The sequence below is a fragment of the Streptomyces katrae genome, assembly GCF_002028425.1.
In the GTDB taxonomy this organism is placed as follows: Bacteria; Actinomycetota; Actinomycetes; order Streptomycetales; family Streptomycetaceae; genus Streptomyces; species Streptomyces katrae_A.
The window spans coordinates 7,233,942-7,251,057 of the sequence record NZ_CP020042.1 but is presented as its reverse complement, the minus strand read 5'-3'; the positions used below and the strand labels follow the sequence as shown (position 1 = coordinate 7,251,057).

Below are 17,116 nucleotides of genomic sequence, written 5' to 3'. Positions count from 1 at the left end.
GAGCAGAGGGGGCGGGGCGGCGTGGCGGACATCAGGCTCGGGGTCCTCGGATACGGCCTGCGCGGGGCCCTGGCCCGGACGGCGCACCGTCCGGGCCGGGGCGTCGTGGTGGCCGCGGTCGCCGATCCCGACCCGCGGGCCCGCGCCGGGGCCGCCGAGGCGTTCCCCGGCGCGCGGATCCACGCGGATCCGCGGGAGGTGATCGGGCAGCCCGGGATCGACGCCGTCCTGGTCCTCACCCCGGACCACACCCACGCCGAACTGGCGGTCCGCGCCCTGCGGGCCGGCCGGCCGGTCTTCGTGGAGAAGCCGATGGACATCAGCGTGGAGCGCTGCGACGAGGTGCTGCGCACGGCGTACGAGACCGGCACCCGCCTGTACGTCGGGCACAACATGCGCCACATGCCGGTGGTCCGCCTGATGCGGGAGCTGATCGGGCGGGGCGCTGTCGGCGCCGTGAAGACGGTGTGGATCCGGCATTTCGTGGGCTACGGCGGCGACTGGTACTTCAAGGACTGGCACGCCGAACGCCGTTTCACCCACGGGCTGCTGCTGCAGAAAGCCGCCCACGACCTGGACGTCCTGCACTGGCTGGCCGGCTCCTACACCGAGGACGTTCAGGCCCTGGGCGACCTGATGGTCTACGGCGCGGTCCCGCACCGCCGGGCGGCGGGCGAGCCCAAGACGGCCGACTGGTACACCGAGGAGGGGCACTGGCCGCCGGGCACCCAGCGGGACCTCAACCCGGTGATCGACGTCGAGGACGTGTCGCTGATGAACCTGCGCCTGGGCAACGGCGTCCTCGCCGCCTACCAGCAGTGCCACTTCACCCCCGACTACTGGCGCAACTACACCGTCATCGGGGACGCGGGCCGGCTGGAGAACTTCGGGGACGGCCCGGGCGGCGAGGTCCGGGTCTGGAACGCCCGGCGGTCCTCCTACCGGGCCGAGCCGGACGCCCGCCATCCCGTGCCCGCGGGCCCGGCGGGCGGCGGGCACGGCGGGGCCGACCCGCTGCTGATCGACGAGTTCCTGCGCTTCGTCCGCGAGGGCGGGCGCACGGACACCTCCCCCGTCGCCGCCCGGATGGCCGTGGCCGCGGGGTACGGGGCCACGCAGTCGCTGCGGGACGGCGGGACCCCGCGCAGGGTCCCGCCGCTCGATCCGGTGCTGGCCGCCTATTTCGAGAACGGGCAGCGCAGGCCGGCCGGGTGAGGTGCCGTGCCGCTGGGCGCCTTCGTCTCCGCCCCGGCCGGCCGGCCGGAAACGGGGCGGGCGGGCGTTCGGGGGAACGCACGTCAGAGTGGAGGGCGGGGCCCGGGTGGGCCGAACAGGGGACGCGGGCGTTGTAGGGGGTGTCGTCGTTCCTGTGCCGAAAGGAAACTTCTGTGCCCCCTCTGGCCTTACCCGCCGCCGAGACCCTCCTGAAGCGGACCCTCGGCGAGCGCCGCATCGGGCTCGTGGCCTGGCGGCTGCTCGTGCTGCAGATCGCCCATCCCGTCGTCGCCGCGGGCATGGACCGGTACTCGACCTACCGCGCCCACCCCTGGCGGCGGATCGAGCACACCATGGAGAGCGGCAGCCGGCTGTTCTTCGCCGGGCCCGAGGAGCGGCGCCTGGAGGTGGCCCGCCTCCAGCGGACGCACCGGCGCATCCGGGGGACGGACGCGGCCGGCCGGACGTACAGCGCGGAGGACCCCGAGGTCCGCGGCTGGGTGATGGTGACGCTGTACGAGTCCATGACGGCCATGCGCGAGCTGTCCGGGGATCCCCTGTCGCCCGCCGAACTCGACGTGCTGTACGCGGAGTTCCTGGACGTGTGTGCCGCCCTCGGGATTCCCCGGGAGGTGCTTCCGGCGAGCGCCGCCGAGGTCCCGGCGTACGTCGAACGTACCGTGCGGGAGGTCCTGGAGAACGGCCCCGAGGTGCGGCACATGCTCCACGGGGTGCTCCGTGAGGCCCCCGTCCCGCGTCGGCTGGGGCGGCTGGCACCCGCCTGGCCCCTGTTGCGCGTGGTGATCGCCCGGGCCGTGGCCGCCCTCACGGTCAGCGATCTGCCGCCGGCCTGGCACGAGAGGTTCGGGACCTCGCGCGGGCCCGCCGGCGCCGCGCTGTCCTGGACGCTGCACCACGGGCTGCGCCACGCCATGCACCTGGCCCCCGACCGGGTGCGCTACCGCCGCCGGTCGGTGAGCGGCGCCCCCGCGCCCGTGCGCGTCGCGGTGCCGCGGGCCCGGAGCGGCGGGGACGCGCGGCCGGCCCGGCTGCGGGCGTTCTTCCGCCAGGTGCTGGACCAGACCGGCAACGGCCGGGTCGACTCCGCGGACCTCCAGGCCATGGTGCACACCCTGTGCTGGCGGCTCGAACTGCCCGCCGAGCGGGAGGACGAGGTGTACGCCGCGTTCGAGGACTGGTGGCGGCAGCTCCGGGAGGCGGCCGATTCCGACGGTGACGGGGGCGTGGACTGCGGGGAGTTCGTCTCCGCGATGCTGGCCGGGGTGGACCGGGACCCGGCGTACCTGGAGGAGGGCCTCGTGCCGGCGGTGCGGGCGCTGTTCCGGGCCGCCGACGCCGACGGCAGCGGCTACCTGGGGGCGGACGAGTACCGGCTGCTGTTCGGGGGGCCGCGGGTGCACCCGGCCGAACTCAACGAGGGCTTCCGGGAACTGGACGCCGACGGGGACGGCCGGGTCGAGGAGGCGGAGTTCGTGGCCGCGTTCTGCGCGTTCTTCACCGCCCGGACCGACAGCACCGCCGGGACGGGACTGCTCGGCCGGGCCTGAAGCCCGGGGGCGGCTCCGTGCCCCGGTGGTGACGGAGCCGCCCCCGGTGGGCCTTGCCTGCATGGCCCTCGCCGCCGTGGCCCCGGCACGTTCCCTCCGTGGGTACTGCTTCCACGGGGGCGGCCGGCGCCGTCGGCGCGGGTCAGCCCCGGGGCGCGGGCAGGGCGTAGCGCACGCAGCCGTCGTCGGTGGAACCGGTCCGCTCGAAGCCCGCCCGGGCGACCACGCCGTGGGACGGGGCGTTGTCCGCGTCGACGGAGGCGTGCAGCGTGGTCAGGCCGGGCTGTCCGAAGGCCCAGCCGGCGAGGGCGCGCAGCGCCTCGGTGACGTAGCCGTTGCCACGGGCCGACGGTACGAGGTCGTAGCCGATCTCGGCGTTCCCGTCGGCGTCGGGGGCACCGTGGAAGCCGATGCCGCCGATCGCGCGCCGGTCGTCCTTCCGGACGATGACGTACGGGCCCCACCCCGGCCGGTACGTCCCCTGCTCCCTGGCCTGGCCCACCATCCCGGAGGCGACCCGGGTGCCCTCGCCGGGGCCGTCGGCCGCCCAGGCGAAGCCGCCGGTGCCGCCCGCGTGGAGATCGGCGGCGACCTGCGGGGAGACGTCGCAGAGGACGACACGCTCCGCTTCGACGGGGTCGGAGTACCAGCGCCAGACGGTGCGGCGGGGCAGGTCGCCGAGAGCGGCCCGGCCGGTCACCCACAGCAGGACCTGCCACGGGGTGCCGGCGGTGCGCGGCGCCTGCGGGAAGAGCCGGTCGAGGACCTGCTCGCACAGGCCGGAATCGGGCTCCCAGTCGTGCGTGCCCAGGGCGCCCAGGATGTCGTGGGTGTGCAGCAGGGTCTCCACGACGCCCATGGCGGCGAAGCCGTCCCCGCCGGCCATCCCGTACGGGTGCCAGGCGCGGTCCCCGGGGCGGGCCACGGCCACGGCGGCGGACAGCAGGCCTCCCGTGGCCTCGATGATCTCGATCAGCCCCTCGGGGGTGGTGCCCGGGTCCGCGCTGATCTCGAACGGGACGTACGCGCCGGCCGCGCGCCCGGTGAGCTGGGCCGCGTACGCGGCGAAGTCGCTGCCTATGTGGACGGCGGTGTCGTAACAGCTCCATTCCAGCCCGGCGGCGGGGGCGGACCAGTCGAGATGGGCCACCTTCCGGAGTGCCTCCGCGGTGAGGGATACGGACCGGTCGACTGCGTGGGGGGTCATGATCGTCATGGCTGGACCCTAGGGTCACCGCCTGCGCCGGAGCCACTGGATATCCGCTCGACGTCGGCCGGCCTGTTCCGCCGGGGCCGGCGGATCCGGGATTTCCCCGACCTCACGCCCACGGAGCCGCCGTGTCGGTCCGCTGTCGGAGCCGTCGGTCCGCTGTCGGCGGCTCGTCGGCGGCCCGTCGGCGGCGCACGACACCTTTACGGGAGACGGCCGGCCCCTCCAGCAGGGGCCCCTCTCCCAAGGAGTCATCGTGCACACACCCGTCACGGTCATCGGCGCCGGACTCGGCGGCCTCGCCCTCGCCCGCGTCCTGTACCTCCACGGCATCCCCGTCACGGTCTTCGAGGCCGAGCCCTCCGCGTCCGCGCGCCCCCAGGGCGGACTGCTCGACATCCACGACTACAACGGGCAGCTCGCCCTGGAGGCCGCCGGTCTCATGGACGAGTTCCACGCCATCGTCCTCGAAGGCCACCAGGCGATGCGGGTCCTCGACCCGGAAGGCACCGTCCTGCTCGACCAGCCCGACGACGGCACCGGCGGGCGGCCCGAGGTGCAGCGCGGGGCGTTGCGGCAGGTCCTGCTCGACTCCCTCCCGGCCGGCACCGTCCGGTGGGGGTCCAAGGTCCACGAGGCCCGCTCCCTCGGCGGCGGCCGCCACGAGGTGGCGTTCGCCGACGGCCACCGCCTCGTCACCGGCCTGCTAATCGGCGCCGACGGCGCGTGGTCGCGGATACGGCCGCTGCTCACCCCTGCCGCACCCCGTTACACCGGCACCTCGGTCGTCGAGACCTACCTCTTCGACGCGGACACCCGCCACCCCGCCACCGCGAAGGCGGTCGGCGGCGGGTCGATGATCGTCCCCGAGCGGGACGGCAGGGAGATCTTCGCGCACCGGGAGAGCGGGGGCACCCTGCACGCCTACGTGGGGCTGACGGAGCCGCAGGAGTGGTTCGCCGCCCTCGACTTCACCGATGCCGCCGGGGCGACCGCCCGGATCGCGCGGGAGTTCGCCGGGTGGGCGCCCGAACTGACGGCGCTCATCACCGACAGTGACACCGCGCCGCTCCTGCGCCCCCTCCACGCGCTGCCGGCCGGGCTGCGCTGGGACCGGGTGCCCGGGGTGACCCTGCTCGGCGATGCCGCGCACCTCTCGGCCCCGAACGGCGAGGGCGCCAACCTCGCGCTGCTCGACGGCGCCGAACTCGGCCGAGCCCTCGCCGCGCACCCCGACGACAGCGAGGCCGCGCTCACCGCGTACGAGCAGGCCATGTTCCACCGGAGCAGCGAGGCCGCCACGTCCTGGGACACCGCCGGCCACGACCCGGTGCTCGCGCTGATCCACGCCGCCACCGAGAAGCGCGCGTGAAACGGGCCGCGGCGGGCCGGGAGCGGGAGGTTCCCGTTCCCGGCGCGGCCGTGACACGATCCGGCGAGCGGGACCACGTGCCTCAGCGCCGTACGGTGACGCAGGGCTGGCCCGGCTGCAAGCTGCCGCCCTCGTAGAAGTAGCCGCAGATCCGGACGCCGTCGGCAAACGTCCACTGGACCGTCACGTCCACGTAGGCCCGGCCGTAGACGCAGCCGTTGTGGTAGCTGCCCCAGTAGTAGGTGTCGGGCTTGCCGGGGTACTTGGCGACCAGGGCGGCCCGGTAGTTGCAGATGCCGTCGGGCTTGGTGCGCACGACGTTGCCCTTGTTGACGCGCAGGCCCGATCCGTCCACGTTGACGCAGACGTAGCCGGGGCCGGTGGAGGCGGTGCAGCCGCCCGCCGAGGCCGCCGCCTGGGGCGCCGTGGCGAGCGAGAGGGCGAGGGCCGCGGCGGTGCCGGCCGCGGCCGCGAGGAGTCGGCTGCCGGTGCGGCGGGCGCAGCGGTGTCCGGTGGCGGACTTGTCCATGACTGGCTCCCCTGCTGGTCGGAGGGGGCACAGTCGAACACGGGCCCGGGGGGCGCGGGAAGGCGTGCGGTCCGGGCGCGCCGAGGCCGCACGCGCGCCCCTGCCCGTCGCCCGCGGCGGGCTCAGTGGAGGCACAGGCAGAACGGATGGCCCGCAGGATCCGCGTACACGCGCCAGTTGGCGTCCGGGCGCAGCTGGTCGGTCCGTTCCAGCACGGTCGCCCCCAGGGCGAGCGCCCGGCTCTCTTCCCCTTCGAGGTCGTCGACGTCGAAGTCGAGGTGCAGTTGCTGCGGGCGCTCCTGGCCGGGCCACGCGGGCGGCCGGTAGCCATCCACGCGCTGGCAAGCCAGGGGCGTGCCCTCGAACCCGTGCACCTCGAACCAGTCCGGATCGTCCGGGTCGGCGACCACCCGGCCGCCGAGCAGCGCCGCGTAGAACTCCGCCAGGCGTACCGGATCGGCACAGTCCAGCGCGACCGCCTGCAGCTTTCGAATCACCTACGACACCCCGTTCCTGGGTCACGGCCATCATGCCCCGTACGGAATCAGCCGTACCCGCGGCCACGACCGGCATGCGTCGCGGCGGGCGGACGCATGCGGCCGTCCGGGCGAAACCCGGGCGGGAGGACCACGTCCCGTCGAGATCCGTGTGCACGCCCGGGCGGACGGCGCCGCGTGGAGCGGCTGGTCCCCCGCGGTCGACGAGGTCGGCCAGGCCCTGGCGCAGGGCCGGCACGAACTCGGTGGACAGGCTCGTCAGGACGGGGTTGCCGGCCGCCGCCACGACGGCCGCGTGCAGGGCGATGTCCGCGTCGACGAACTCCGCCGTGTTCCCGGCGGCGGCCCTCGGCGGCCTTCCAGGGCCGCGCGGATGAGGGCCTCTCGGCCTCGGTCCACGCCGTCCTCGCGGCCGTCAACCGCGCCCGGCGGTCCGGCGCGGGCGCGTAGCGCCCGGCCGGGTGTCCCGGGCTGCCGGTGTCAGCGGTCCGCGCTGCCGTGCGGGCCGCCGAAGGCCTCGGCCAGGAGGGCGGCCGTCCGGGCCACCAGTGCGTTGTCGGCGTCCGCGTCCTGCGCGGGCTTGGTCGTCAGTACCGCGAGGACCAGGGGGGCACCGGCCGGGCGCCAGGCGATGCCGACGTCGTTGTTGGTGCCGTGGGAGCCGCCGCCCGTCTTGTCGCCCAGCCGCCACCCGGCGGGCAGCCCCTTGCGGAACCGCTCGCTGCTGGTGGTGTTCGCGCACAGCCACCGCGTCAGCAGCTCGCGGTCCGGGCGGGCGAGCGCGTCGCCCAGGACCAGCCGGGCGTAGGTGCGGCCGATGGCCCGGGGGGTGGTGGTGTCGGTGACGCGCTCCGGTTCGGCGCTGTTCAGTTCGGGCTCCCACCGGTCCAGGCGCGTCACCCGGTCGCCGAGGGAGCGGGCGAAGCGGGTGACGGCGGACGGGCCGCCGAGTTCGCGCAGCAGCAGGTTGGCCGCCGTGTTGTCGCTGTAGGTGATGCTCACCTCGCACAGTTCGCCGATCGTCAGGCCGTTGGCGAGGTTCTCCGGCCGCTTGGTCCACTCGGAGATTCCGGACCGCTCCACGTCGTCCAGGGTGTAGTGGATGCGGCGGGCGAGGACCGAGCCGTCGTGGTCGAGGTCGCGCAGGACCGCCGCGGCGGCGAGGGTCTTGAACAGCGAGCACATGGGGAAGAGCTCGTCCGCCCGGTGCGTGACGGCCCGTCCGGTGCCGGTGTCCAGGGCGTACACCCCGAGCCGGGCACCGTGCTCGCGTTCGAGCCGCTTCAGGGCCTCGGCCACCCGGGACCCGGCCGGCAGGGGTATCGGTACCGGGGCCGCGGAGGCGGGGGCGGCGCCGGCGAGGACGGCTCCGGCTCCGGCGGCGAGGGCGGTGAGCACGGTACGGCGGGCAGGGCGCATGGGCAGGGACCTCTTCCTTCGGGAAACCTTGTCGATCATGACGCACCGGGCGCATGCGGTGGTTCCGTCCCGGTTGCACCGGGTTCGGCCCCGTCGTCGTCCGGCGGCAGGGTCCAGAAGCGGTCCAGGGTGGCGAGCACGAGCCGGCACACCGTCTCCGGGTCGGCGCTGGCGAGGGGTTCGCGGGCGGCGACCGTCCGCATCAGGCCAATGCCCAGCAGCCAGGCCATGGCCAGATCGGCGCGCAGGGCGCCGTCCTGACCGGGGGCGAGGCCGGCGAGCACCTTCTGGTACTCCCCGCCCAGCTCGCGCAGCGTCCCCGTCGCCTCGTCCCCCCGGCCGACGGACCGCAGGTACACCTCCAGGGAGCGGTCGGCTCCCGGGGCGCTGCGCGTGAGCATCGAACGCAGGGCGGTCTCGAAGAGGTCCTCCGGCGCGGTCGCGTGCAGTTGCTCCAGGCTCCCCCGGGCCACGACCTCGGTCAGCAGCCCGTGTTTGGACCCGAAGTAGCGGAAGAGGAGCGCCTGGTTGGCGCCGGCCCGCTCGGCTATCGCCCTGACCGTGGTGCGCTCGTAGCCGCGCTCGGCGAACAGCTCGCCGGCGGCTTCGAGCAGCCGCAGCCGGGTGGCGGCGGCGTTGCGGGGGCGCTCCACGGGCTGCGCTCGGGGGGATTCGTCCACGCTGTCGGTCCTCTCGGAAGGTCCGTCAGGATAACGGCCACAAAGCGTCGTTGACCGGCCGGATGGCCGGTCCTAGGTTGTAAGCAGCTGCTTACACCTCAGGGAGGCCGAAGTGACGACCAGTGGCACCACCCCCGTCGCCTATCCCTTCAACACCGCCGAGGGACTGCTGCTCGCCGAGGAGTACGAGCGCGTCCGCGACCGGCCCGGCCTGTTACGCGTGCAGATGCCGTACGGGGAGACCGCGTGGCTGGTCACCCGCTACGCGGACGCCCGACTCGTCCTCGGGGACGCGCGGTTCAGCCGGGCGGCGGCGGCCGCGCACGACGAGCCCCGGCAGGCCGAGGGCCGTACCGACAGCGGCATCCTGGGCATGGACCCGCCCGACCACACCCGGCTGCGGTCCCTGGTGGCCAAGGCCTTCACCGTCCGGCAGGTCGAGAAGCTGCGCCCCCAGGTGCGCGCGCTGACCGCGGGCCTGCTCGACGAGCTGGAGGCGGCCGGCCCGCCGGCCGACCTCGTCGACCGGTTCGCACTGCCCGTCCCGGTGGCCGTGATCTGCCGTCTGCTGGGCGTACCGGTCGAGGACCGGCCGCGGTTCCGGGTGTGGAGCGACGCGGCGCTGTCGACCAGCTCCCTCACGGCCGAGGAGTTCGAGGCCAACCAGGAGGAGCTGCGCACCTATATGGCGGGGCTGATCGAGCTGCACCGCCGGGACCCGCAGGACGACCTGATGACGGCGCTCATCGAGGCCCGGGACGCGGACGGCGACCGTCTCTCCGAACTGGAGCTGGTCGACCTGTGCGTGGCGGTCCTGGTGGCCGGGCACGAGACCACGGCCTCCCAGATCCCCAACTTCGTGCTCACCCTCCTCGACCACCCGGACCAGCTCGCGCTGCTGCGCCGCGACCCCGGCCTGATCGCCCAGGCGGTGGAGGAGCTGCTGCGGTTCGTCCCCCTGGGCAGCGGGGCGGGCCAGGCCCGCTACGCCACCGAGGACGTCGAGGTCGGCGGCACCCTGGTCAGGGCCGGGGAGCCACTGCTCGTCGCGACCGGCGCGGCCAACCGTGACGCGCTGCGCTTCACCGCCCCCGGGGTCCTCGACATCCGCCGCCCGGCCAACCAGCACCTCGGCTTCGGCCACGGGGTGCACCACTGCCTGGGTGCTCCGCTGGCCCGCATGGAACTCCAGGAGGCCCTGGGGGCGCTGCTGGTGCGCTTCCCCGGGCTGAAGCTCATGGGGGACGTCACGTGGAAGACCGAGATGCTGGTGCGCGGGCCGCGCGTCATGCCGATCGGGTGGTGAACGACGTGACGTGGACCGTACGCGTCGACGCCGGGCTGTGCCTGGGGTCGGGCATCTGCGCGGGGACGGCGCCCGAGGTGTTCGCGCTGGAGGACGACCGCGCCCGGCCGCGCGCGGAGCGGGTCGCCGCGCAGGAGCGGGTCCTGGAGGCCGCCGACATGTGCCCGGCGCAGGCCATCACGGTGCACGACGGCACGGCCGTGATCGCCCCCAGGCCCGGCTGACCCTGCGCCGGTCGGGGAGCGATCAGTGCGTCGCCGGGGCGGGATGGACGGCCACCGCGTCGCCGGTACGGACGGTCCCCGGCTCCAGCACCTCCAGGTACACGCCGACGCAGGACAGCCGGCCCAGGTCGAGCACCGGCACGCGGTGCTCGCGGGCCACGGCGCGCATGATGCCCGCGTCGGGCGGCAGTTCGCCGTGGCCCAGGTTGGGGACCACGCAGCGCGGCGTGGGCACGACGACCCGGAACAGGGCCGGGCCGATCCGGAGCGTGCCGCCCTGCCAGGAGTCCTCGGGGAACCCCGGCCCGCCCGGGAGGTCGATCACCAGGTTGGGCCGGAAGCGCAGGGCGTCGAAGTCCCCCGCCGGGTGGGTCCGCCGGAGGCTGCGCAGGCTGTTGGTGGTGACGAGGTGGACCCGGCCGAAGTCGAAGAAGGTTCCGGCGGCGACCCGTCCCGCGGTGATCGTCTCCCCGGTCGGGTCCACGGACGCACGCGGCCGCAGGACTTCGGGGAGCCCGCCCTCGTAGTCGGGCACCGCGCGTTCGAGCAGTCCTTGTTCCGGCGGCTGGCCCGACAGGGTCACCCGGCGGCCCAGCAGGGACGACAGCCGTGCGTCCAGCTCCGCGTCCCCGGCCGGCAGCACCGCGCCGCCGGGCAGCTCCACCCGGGCCGCTCCCGGACCGGCCGACGTGCTCCGGCAGTCCAGCAGGGCGCCCCACTTGCGCGGGTGCTTCGCACTGGCGACCGCGCCGGCCTCGTCCAGCACGGCGAACGTCCGGTCGCCGGCCATCCCTTCCTCCGTGATCCGGGCGCTGGCCAGCGCCTCGCCGAGCATGGACTTGACCGGATACCGGCGCAACGCCGCCACAGTTCCCATGGACATGGACCGATTATCCGATCACTCCCGGCCGTCTCGGCAAGATCGGCGGGGTCGGCCGCCCGGCCCGCTCCGGGGCGCCACCCGTTCCGGGGTGCCACCCGTTCCGGGGCCGGGCGCCTCGGACCCGGAACGTGGCCCGGTGACCTGCTCAGACCCCGGTGCGGGTCACCGGGATCCACAGCTGCGCATCGGAATGCGTCGGCTCGTCCCGGTTCTGGCGGGTGCGGAGGATCTCCGGGCCCGGACGGTACTCGTACGGGTTGGAGGGGATCCACTGTGCGGCCACGTCGGCCCACATCTGCTGCAGTGCCTGCGGGAACGGCCCGCTGTTGTCGAACACGGCCCAGGTGCCCGCCGGGCAGTCCAGGACGTCGAGGTCCTCGGGCAGCGCTTCGGGAGCCGCGGCGGTGACCACGCAGTGGTAGTAGTCGAGTTCGCTGCCTTCCTCGAAGCCGTCCGACAGGCGCACCGTCGCCGAGACCACGCCCTCCGGGTCCTGGTCCGAGAGGCCGGCGATCCGCAGCATCGTCTGCGCCGGGATGCTCTGGATGTGCTCGGCGATGTGCGGGTTGACGCCCCGGTAGATCAGCGGGACGCGGGCCTTCTTGCCGACGACCCGAAATGCTTCCTTCTCCACGATGCGGTATCGCATGGTGCTGTTCCCTTCGATGGTGAGGCGGAAGGACAGCCGGGGCTGTGAGCTGAGAGCGGCGCCGGTACGCCTGGCCTCGCCGGGCCCGACGCCGTGCACGGCACGGAACGCCCGGGCGAAGGCCTCGCCTGAGGTGTAGCCGTAGCGGACCGCGATCTCCAGCAGGGTCGGCTCCCCCGCCAGGACCGCGGCCCCCGCGACGGTGAGCCGCCGGCGCCGGACGTACTCCGACAGCGGCATCCCCGCCAGTGACGAGAACAGCCGCCGGAAGTGGTACTCCGACGTGACCGTGATCCGGGCCAGTTCCGACACCTCGATGCGCTGGTCGAGATGGGCCTCGACGTACTCCATGGCCTGGTTCAACCGCTCCAGCAAACCCCCGGCCTCCTTCCCTTTCGATCACCACGTTAGGAAGACCCAAGCCTGCCGCACCCGACAACCTGTGCCCGCTCCGGTCGGGTCCTGCCCGCTCCGCCGCTCCTGCGGGGTCCGGGCTGCCGGTCCCGGTCGGCTACCCTGCCGTAGCCGCGCGGCCGGGGAGGCCGTGGGGGGAGGGAGACATGGAGCACGATCTGGCCGCCCGGCCTGCCGAGGGACAGCTGTGTCCCGACTGCGGGCACACGCTCGTGGCCACCGACGAGCGGTTCCCCCGCTGGTGCGCGGACTGCGACTGGAACGTGGACCCCGCTCCCCCGGACTCGGAGCCCGGGCGGCTCGCCGCGGTCCGGCGCCGCCTGGCACGGCGGCACGGCGAGGAGCTCGCGGCCGCCATGACCGGCGGAGGGGCGGAGCGGCCGCGGCGCGACGCCGCCGCGCTGCTCGCCCTCGGGCTCGCCCTGCTGGTGCACGGGGTCACGCTGGTCCTGGCGGTGGCCGGGATGCTGCTGGTCGTGCTCGGGTGGGCGACCGTGGTCCAGCCGATCGCCGGGGCGGTGCTGCTCGTGGTGGCGTTCGTCCTCCGGCCCCGGAGGCACCGGATCCCGCAGGACGGGCCCGTGCTGTACCGGGCCGACGCGCCCCGGCTGTTCGAGCTGATCGACGACGTGGCCGCCGTCACCGGCACCACGGGAGTGCACGCCGTGGTGGTCGGCGGCGACGTCAACGCCTCGGTGACGGCCTGCGGATGGCGCCGGCGCCGCGTGCTGTTCCTGGGGCTCGGGCTGTGGGAGGTCCTCGCACCGCCGGAACGGGTCGCCCTGCTGGGCCACGAGCTCGGCCACTTCGCAGGCGGCGACGTCCGGCACGGGCTGCTCACCCACCAGGCGCTGCGCTCCCTGGACCTGTGGTTGGACACGCTGGCCCCCAGCCGCGCGCACACCGTATGGGACACGCTGTTCAACATCCTGGCGTTCCTGCCCCGCTGCGCGGTGTACGGGCTGCTGGTACTGCTCGATCACCTGACACTGCGCGCTGCCCAGCGCGCGGAGTACGAGGCCGACCTGAACGCGGCGCTGGCGGGTTCGACCGGCGGCGCGGTGGCGCTGATGGAACGGCTCCTCGTCGCCGGCTCCGTCCACACGCTGCTGCGCCGGGAGTCGGTGGCCGCCCAGATGACGGGCGGGGCGGCCGGGCGCAAGGCGCGGGAGGCGGCCGAGCGGGGGCTGTGGGAGCGGGTCGCCGCACACGTGTCGTCCATCCCGGCCCACGAGTACGAGCGGCTGCTCCGGGTGTCCGCACGGCGCGGGCACGGCGTGGACGACACCCACCCGCCCACCCACCTGCGCCTGCAGTGCCTGGCGCGGAGCGAGCCCCGGCCGGCCCGGGTCGACTTCGGTGAGGAACGGTCCACGGCGGTCGCCGCGGAGCTCGCCCCGGCCCGTGCGACGGTGGCCCGGCAGGTCGTCAGCACGGTGCGGTAGCGCGGCGGGTGCCTGACTCCTCGCCGTCCGCAGGCACCGCGCGCGCACGCAGGACCATGAGCGTGCCCTCCAGCTGCGCCACCATGGCGAAGGGGAACCGGTCGGCCTCCAGGCAGAGGGCCACGTCATCGCGATGGACCCCTCGGAACCCCTGCCGCACGCCCTCCGCCAGATCGGCGGCGGCGCGCGCCCCGGCGGCGCGCCGCAGGAACTCGTCCGCGGGCACATCGACCCCCGCGGCCCGCCCGGCGATGTACTGAGCGCACGCCAGATCCTCATCGGCCCGGCCGTCGTCGCCCGTGACCACGAACGTGACGCTCGGGCTCCCGCATCCCCGCAGGACCTGAGCCGTCGCCTCCGCGACCACGAATCCGGCGCACAGGATCAGCGGCGCGTCCATGACCGCGAGGGCGCCGACGGTCCCTGCGGCGGTCTTCTGCACGACGGTACGTCCGCCGAGGTCCGTTGACCGGAGGAAGCCGGGCGAGTTGACCGCGTCGAATCCCGGTGCGGGCGGGCCTCCGCCTGCGCCGGGCGCCGGGTGCAGAACCCCAGGGCCGCTTCCCCCGGCCCGCCGGACCCGCTAGATTGAACGCGTTCAGTTGAATGCGTTCAAATCACTAGGGGGAGATCATGGACGTCGGCGAGAGCCAGGGCGTCGCGGTGGCCGCCGCTCACAGGCTCCAGCAGGCCTTGGCCGTGGCCGCGGCGGTCATCGCCGTGCCCGTCACGGTCTGGGGGGTCTCGTCCGGGATCGGCGGTCTGTTCGTGGTGACCTGCCTCGTCGCGGCGCTCCCCCTGCCGGCACTCCGAGCGCCCCAGCACTTCGTCGTCACCTGCGTGGCCACGGGGCTCGGACTGCTCGCGTGGGGGGTGCTGGCCGTCATGTTCGGGATGTTCGTGTACTGGCCCTCGGCGCTGGTGCTCCTGTGCGCCGCGCTCGCGGACCCGCGCCAACGCCCCGTCACCGCCAAGGTGACCGGCGGCCTGGGGGCGGCGATCGCCGCGGCCGCCCTCGCCGGCTACGCCGCCTTCGCCTGGCACTTCTACATCGCTCCCGCACTGGCCGAGCCCCACACCTACCGCGCCGTCACCGAGCGCGGGAACTACCGGAACCTGGGGGACATCGAGCAGCGCCTGGCGCCGCTCGGAGCGACCGGCGTGACGGGCACGGAATCCGACGAGGGCTCCTACCTCGACGTCCGCTTCCCGGAGCACCTCTCGACACCGGAGCGAGAGCAGCTGAGGACGGGGATCGCCCGGCTGCCCGGCATCACCGGGGTCGGCCTCTGCCCGGTGTCCACGTGCGGCTGAGGAACCGCGCCCGCGGGTGGCGTCCGGCCGTTCTCGCAGCGGTGGGGGCGAGCCTGACCACATCCCGCGGGTTCGGCAGCGAACCACTCGGCGGAGATCGCGCCGGGGCAACCGGTAGGCCATCCCGGGCCGGTCGCGGGCCCACCGGGCTGCGGACCGAAGAATCTGCCGCCGGCGGCAGCCAGGTCCCCGTAGCCTCCGGTCATGGCCGGCCGGACCGGGCGGTGCGGGTCCTGGTCTGACGGGGAGGAACGCTTTACCTGTTACTGGATGGCATGTTCCGGTCAACACTGCGAGGCTGCGTAGCGCCGTCCCCCGAACCGGGGCCCGGCGCGTCTCACCCACGGCGCCCGCGCGAGCGGGCCGCCCCCCGCGGTCGTCCGCCGGCTCACCCGGCCGGGGCGGGGCGACCACCGAGCCGGCCGGGATCCCGGCCGCCGAGAAGGAGTTGAGTGTGAGAGCCACCCCCCACAAGGCCTTCGCCGCCACCGTGAGCACCGTCGCCGCGCTGGCCGCGGCCGCGCTGCTCCCCGCCGCGCCGGCCGCCGCCGCGCCGGCGCGCCACACCGCGTCACAGGCCGCCGCCGTGCACGCCGGCCCCGCGTCCCGGGCCGACGCCTGCACCCCGGCCCAGGTGGTCGCCAACGGCGGCTTCGAGAGCGGCACTTCGCCCTGGAGCCAGTCACAGACCGGGCTGATCACCAACCGCACGGGGCAGAGCGCCCACTCCGGAGGCTACTTCGCCTGGCTGAACGGTGTCGGCACGACGCACACCGACACCCTCTCCCAGAGCGTCACCGTCCCGGCGGGATGCAGCACCGCCACCCTGACCTTCTGGCTGCACGTCGACACCGCCGAGCGGACCACGTCGGTCAAGTACGACACCCTGACCGCGAAGATCGGCAGCACGACGCTCGCGACGTACTCGAACCTCGACAAGAACACCGGGTACGTACAGAAGTCCTTCGACGTCTCCGCCTTCGCCGGGCAGACCGTGACGGTCGCGTTCACCGGCTCGGAGGACTCCAGCCTCCAGACCAGCTTCGTCGTCGACGACGTGGCCCTCGACACCTCCGGCGGCACGGTCCCGCCGACGGACTCCACCCGGACCCCGGCCGCTCCCTCGTACACCGTGAACCTCAGCAGCGACACGAGCGGCTTCGTGTGGACCGGCCATGAGACCGCCTCGTTCACCAACGCCTCCGCCACCCCGCTGAGCGAGGTGTACCTGAGGCTCTGGGACAACTACCACGGCACCTGCCAGGCCATGCCGATCGCCGTCGGCAATGTCACGGGCGGCACCGCCGGCGCGCTCTCGGTCGCCTGCACCGCCCTGAAGATCGACCTGCCGGCCCCGCTCACCCAGGGCCAGAGCGCCACGATCGGCTTCGACCTGTCGATCACCGTGCCCAGCGGCGCGGACCGGTTCGGCCACGACGGGGCGTTCAGCAACATCGGAAACGCCCTGCCGGTGCTCGCGGTCCGGGACGGCGCGGGCTGGCACCTGGACCCGTACACCAACAACGGCGAGTCCTTCTACTCCCTGGCCTCCGACTTCAACGTGACGCTCGACCACCCGAGCAGCCTGCTGGTACCGGCCACCGGCACCTCGGCCGACACCCCCGGCACGAGCGGACGTACGGTCACCAAGGCGACCGCCTCCAAGGTGCGCGACTTCGCCTGGGGCGCCGGACCGTTCAGCAAGATCTCGGGGACCTCGGCCGCGGGCACGCCGATCAACATCTACTCCGTGTCCGGGATCAGCGCGAGCGACGCCCAGTCGATGCTGAGCACCGCGAAGAGCGCCGTCGACGCGCACGCCGCGCGTTTCGGCGCGTACCCGTACGGCGAGCTGGACGCGGTCATCGACAACAACTACTGGTTCGGGGGCATGGAGTACCCCGGCTTCGTCCTCGACCTGGTGAGCACCACGGCGCTGACCCACGAGATCGGGCACCAGTGGTTCTACGGCATCGTCGGCGACGACGAGTACGCGAGCCCCTGGCTGGACGAGGCGTTCACCGACTACGCCACCGACCTGGCGCAGGGCAAGACGGGCACGAGCTGCTGGAACAGCGTCTCGTGGGCGTCCTCGGCCGAGAAGATCACCAACTCGATGGCCTACTGGGACGCGCACTCGTCGCGGTACTCGACCGTCGTGTACGGCTACGGCAAGTGCGCCCTGCACGACCTGCGGCGCCAGCTCGGCGACAGCGTGATGGCCAAGCTGCTGAAGGACTACGCCGCCTCGCACTGGTACGGCGTCTCCACGACGGCCGAGTTCAAGGCGGCCGCCCAGGCGGTCTCGCCCACGGACCTGACCTCGTTCTGGACCCAGCACCGCATCGAGGGCTGACACCGACGGGCACGGTCCCGCCCGGGGGCAGGACC

The 17,116-nt window shown here is 74.2% G+C and carries 15 protein-coding genes and 1 pseudogene; 8 read left to right on the top strand and 8 right to left on the bottom strand.

Features of this window, described 5'->3' with window-relative positions:
- The first annotated feature begins 21 nt into the window (after positions 1–21).
- Both B4U46_RS32960 and B4U46_RS32955 read left to right on the top strand, forming a co-directional pair.
- Positions 22–1,215, top strand: a complete 1,194-nt coding sequence (locus B4U46_RS32960; RefSeq protein ID WP_079431248.1) for a Gfo/Idh/MocA family protein — start codon at positions 22–24, stop codon at positions 1,213–1,215.
- Positions 1,216–1,388: 173 nt separating this feature from the next.
- Complete coding sequence (locus B4U46_RS32955; protein ID WP_079431247.1) at positions 1,389–2,783, top strand: oxygenase MpaB family protein; 1,395 nt, start codon at positions 1,389–1,391, stop codon at positions 2,781–2,783.
- 142 nt (positions 2,784–2,925) lie between these two features.
- On the opposite strand, the gene B4U46_RS32950 is transcribed toward B4U46_RS32955, so the two are convergent.
- Positions 2,926–3,999 carry a GNAT family N-acetyltransferase gene (locus B4U46_RS32950; protein WP_079431246.1) on the bottom strand — a complete coding sequence of 358 codons (1,074 nt, stop codon included), beginning with the start codon at positions 3,997–3,999 and terminating at the stop codon, positions 2,926–2,928.
- Positions 4,000–4,249: 250 nt separating this feature from the next.
- Between B4U46_RS32950 and B4U46_RS32945 the strand changes: the two genes are divergently transcribed.
- Positions 4,250–5,365 (top strand): FAD-dependent oxidoreductase, encoded by a 1,116-nt coding sequence (locus B4U46_RS32945; RefSeq protein WP_079431245.1) that lies wholly within the window; start codon positions 4,250–4,252, stop codon positions 5,363–5,365.
- Positions 5,366–5,447: 82 nt separating this feature from the next.
- Here the strand turns inward: B4U46_RS32945 and B4U46_RS37930 are convergent, their stop codons facing one another.
- The 4 genes from B4U46_RS37930 to B4U46_RS32925 all read right to left on the bottom strand — a co-directional run bounded on the left by B4U46_RS37930 (position 5,448) and on the right by B4U46_RS32925 (position 8,490).
- Positions 5,448–5,894 (bottom strand): hypothetical protein, encoded by a 447-nt coding sequence (locus B4U46_RS37930; RefSeq protein WP_162501093.1) that lies wholly within the window; start codon positions 5,892–5,894, stop codon positions 5,448–5,450.
- A gap of 122 nt (positions 5,895–6,016) precedes the next feature.
- Positions 6,017–6,391, bottom strand: coding sequence for a VOC family protein (locus B4U46_RS32940; RefSeq protein WP_079431244.1), 375 nt, complete (start codon positions 6,389–6,391; stop codon positions 6,017–6,019).
- A 480-nt stretch (positions 6,392–6,871) separates the two neighbouring features.
- A complete protein-coding gene (bla, locus tag B4U46_RS32930) occupies positions 6,872–7,810 on the bottom strand; it encodes a class A beta-lactamase (protein ID WP_237293218.1) in 939 nt (312 codons plus the stop codon).
- Between the two features lie 35 nt (positions 7,811–7,845).
- Positions 7,846–8,490, bottom strand: coding sequence for a TetR/AcrR family transcriptional regulator (locus B4U46_RS32925; protein ID WP_079431242.1), 645 nt, complete (start codon positions 8,488–8,490; stop codon positions 7,846–7,848).
- Between the two features lie 112 nt (positions 8,491–8,602).
- Between B4U46_RS32925 and B4U46_RS32920 the strand changes: the two genes are divergently transcribed.
- Positions 8,603–9,796, top strand: a complete 1,194-nt coding sequence (locus B4U46_RS32920; protein ID WP_079431241.1) for a cytochrome P450 — start codon at positions 8,603–8,605, stop codon at positions 9,794–9,796.
- On the top strand, positions 9,793–10,020 hold the full coding sequence (locus B4U46_RS32915) for a ferredoxin (protein WP_107438471.1): 228 nt from the start codon (positions 9,793–9,795) through the stop codon (positions 10,018–10,020). The genes B4U46_RS32920 and B4U46_RS32915 overlap by 4 nt, the downstream gene beginning before the upstream one ends.
- Positions 10,021–10,042: 22 nt before the next feature.
- Here the strand turns inward: B4U46_RS32915 and B4U46_RS32910 are convergent, their stop codons facing one another.
- Both B4U46_RS32910 and B4U46_RS32905 read right to left on the bottom strand, forming a co-directional pair.
- Positions 10,043–10,903, bottom strand: a complete 861-nt coding sequence (locus B4U46_RS32910) for an MOSC domain-containing protein (RefSeq protein WP_237293217.1) — start codon at positions 10,901–10,903, stop codon at positions 10,043–10,045.
- Positions 10,904–11,048: 145 nt separating this feature from the next.
- Positions 11,049–11,927, bottom strand: a complete 879-nt coding sequence (locus B4U46_RS32905; protein ID WP_079431240.1) for an AraC family transcriptional regulator — start codon at positions 11,925–11,927, stop codon at positions 11,049–11,051.
- Positions 11,928–12,112: 185 nt separating this feature from the next.
- On the opposite strand from B4U46_RS32905, the gene B4U46_RS32900 reads away from it, so the two are divergent.
- Positions 12,113–13,411, top strand: a complete 1,299-nt coding sequence (locus B4U46_RS32900) for a M48 family metallopeptidase (protein ID WP_079431239.1) — start codon at positions 12,113–12,115, stop codon at positions 13,409–13,411.
- On the opposite strand, the pseudogene B4U46_RS32895 reads toward B4U46_RS32900, so the two are convergent.
- A pseudogene (locus B4U46_RS32895) lies at positions 13,395–13,931 on the bottom strand (2-phosphosulfolactate phosphatase); the annotation flags it as partial. The gene B4U46_RS32900 and the pseudogene B4U46_RS32895 sit on opposite strands and share 17 nt — an antisense overlap.
- A gap of 113 nt (positions 13,932–14,044) precedes the next feature.
- Here B4U46_RS32895 and B4U46_RS32890 point away from each other — a divergent pair.
- Positions 14,045–14,725, top strand: coding sequence for a hypothetical protein (locus B4U46_RS32890; protein WP_079431237.1), 681 nt, complete (start codon positions 14,045–14,047; stop codon positions 14,723–14,725).
- A 454-nt stretch (positions 14,726–15,179) separates the two neighbouring features.
- Entirely contained in the window at positions 15,180–17,081 is a 1,902-nt protein-coding gene (locus B4U46_RS32885; RefSeq protein WP_079431236.1) for a M1 family aminopeptidase, read from the top strand.
- The last annotated feature ends 35 nt before the right edge of the window (positions 17,082–17,116 follow it).

Bases quoted from the DNA above. Each gene is read 5' to 3' on its own strand.
- B4U46_RS32950 (WP_079431246.1), bottom strand. From the start codon at position 3,999: ATGACGATCATGACCCCCCACGCAGTCGACCGGTCCGTATCCCTCACC.
- B4U46_RS37930 (WP_162501093.1), bottom strand. From the start codon at position 5,894: ATGGACAAGTCCGCCACCGGACACCGCTGCGCCCGCCGCACCGGCAGC.
- bla (WP_237293218.1), bottom strand. From the start codon at position 7,810: ATGCGCCCTGCCCGCCGTACCGTGCTCACCGCCCTCGCCGCCGGAGCC.
- B4U46_RS32910 (WP_237293217.1), bottom strand. From the start codon at position 10,903: ATGTCCATGGGAACTGTGGCGGCGTTGCGCCGGTATCCGGTCAAGTCC.
- B4U46_RS32900 (WP_079431239.1), top strand. From the start codon at position 12,113: ATGGAGCACGATCTGGCCGCCCGGCCTGCCGAGGGACAGCTGTGTCCC.
- B4U46_RS32890 (WP_079431237.1), top strand. From the start codon at position 14,045: ATGGACGTCGGCGAGAGCCAGGGCGTCGCGGTGGCCGCCGCTCACAGG.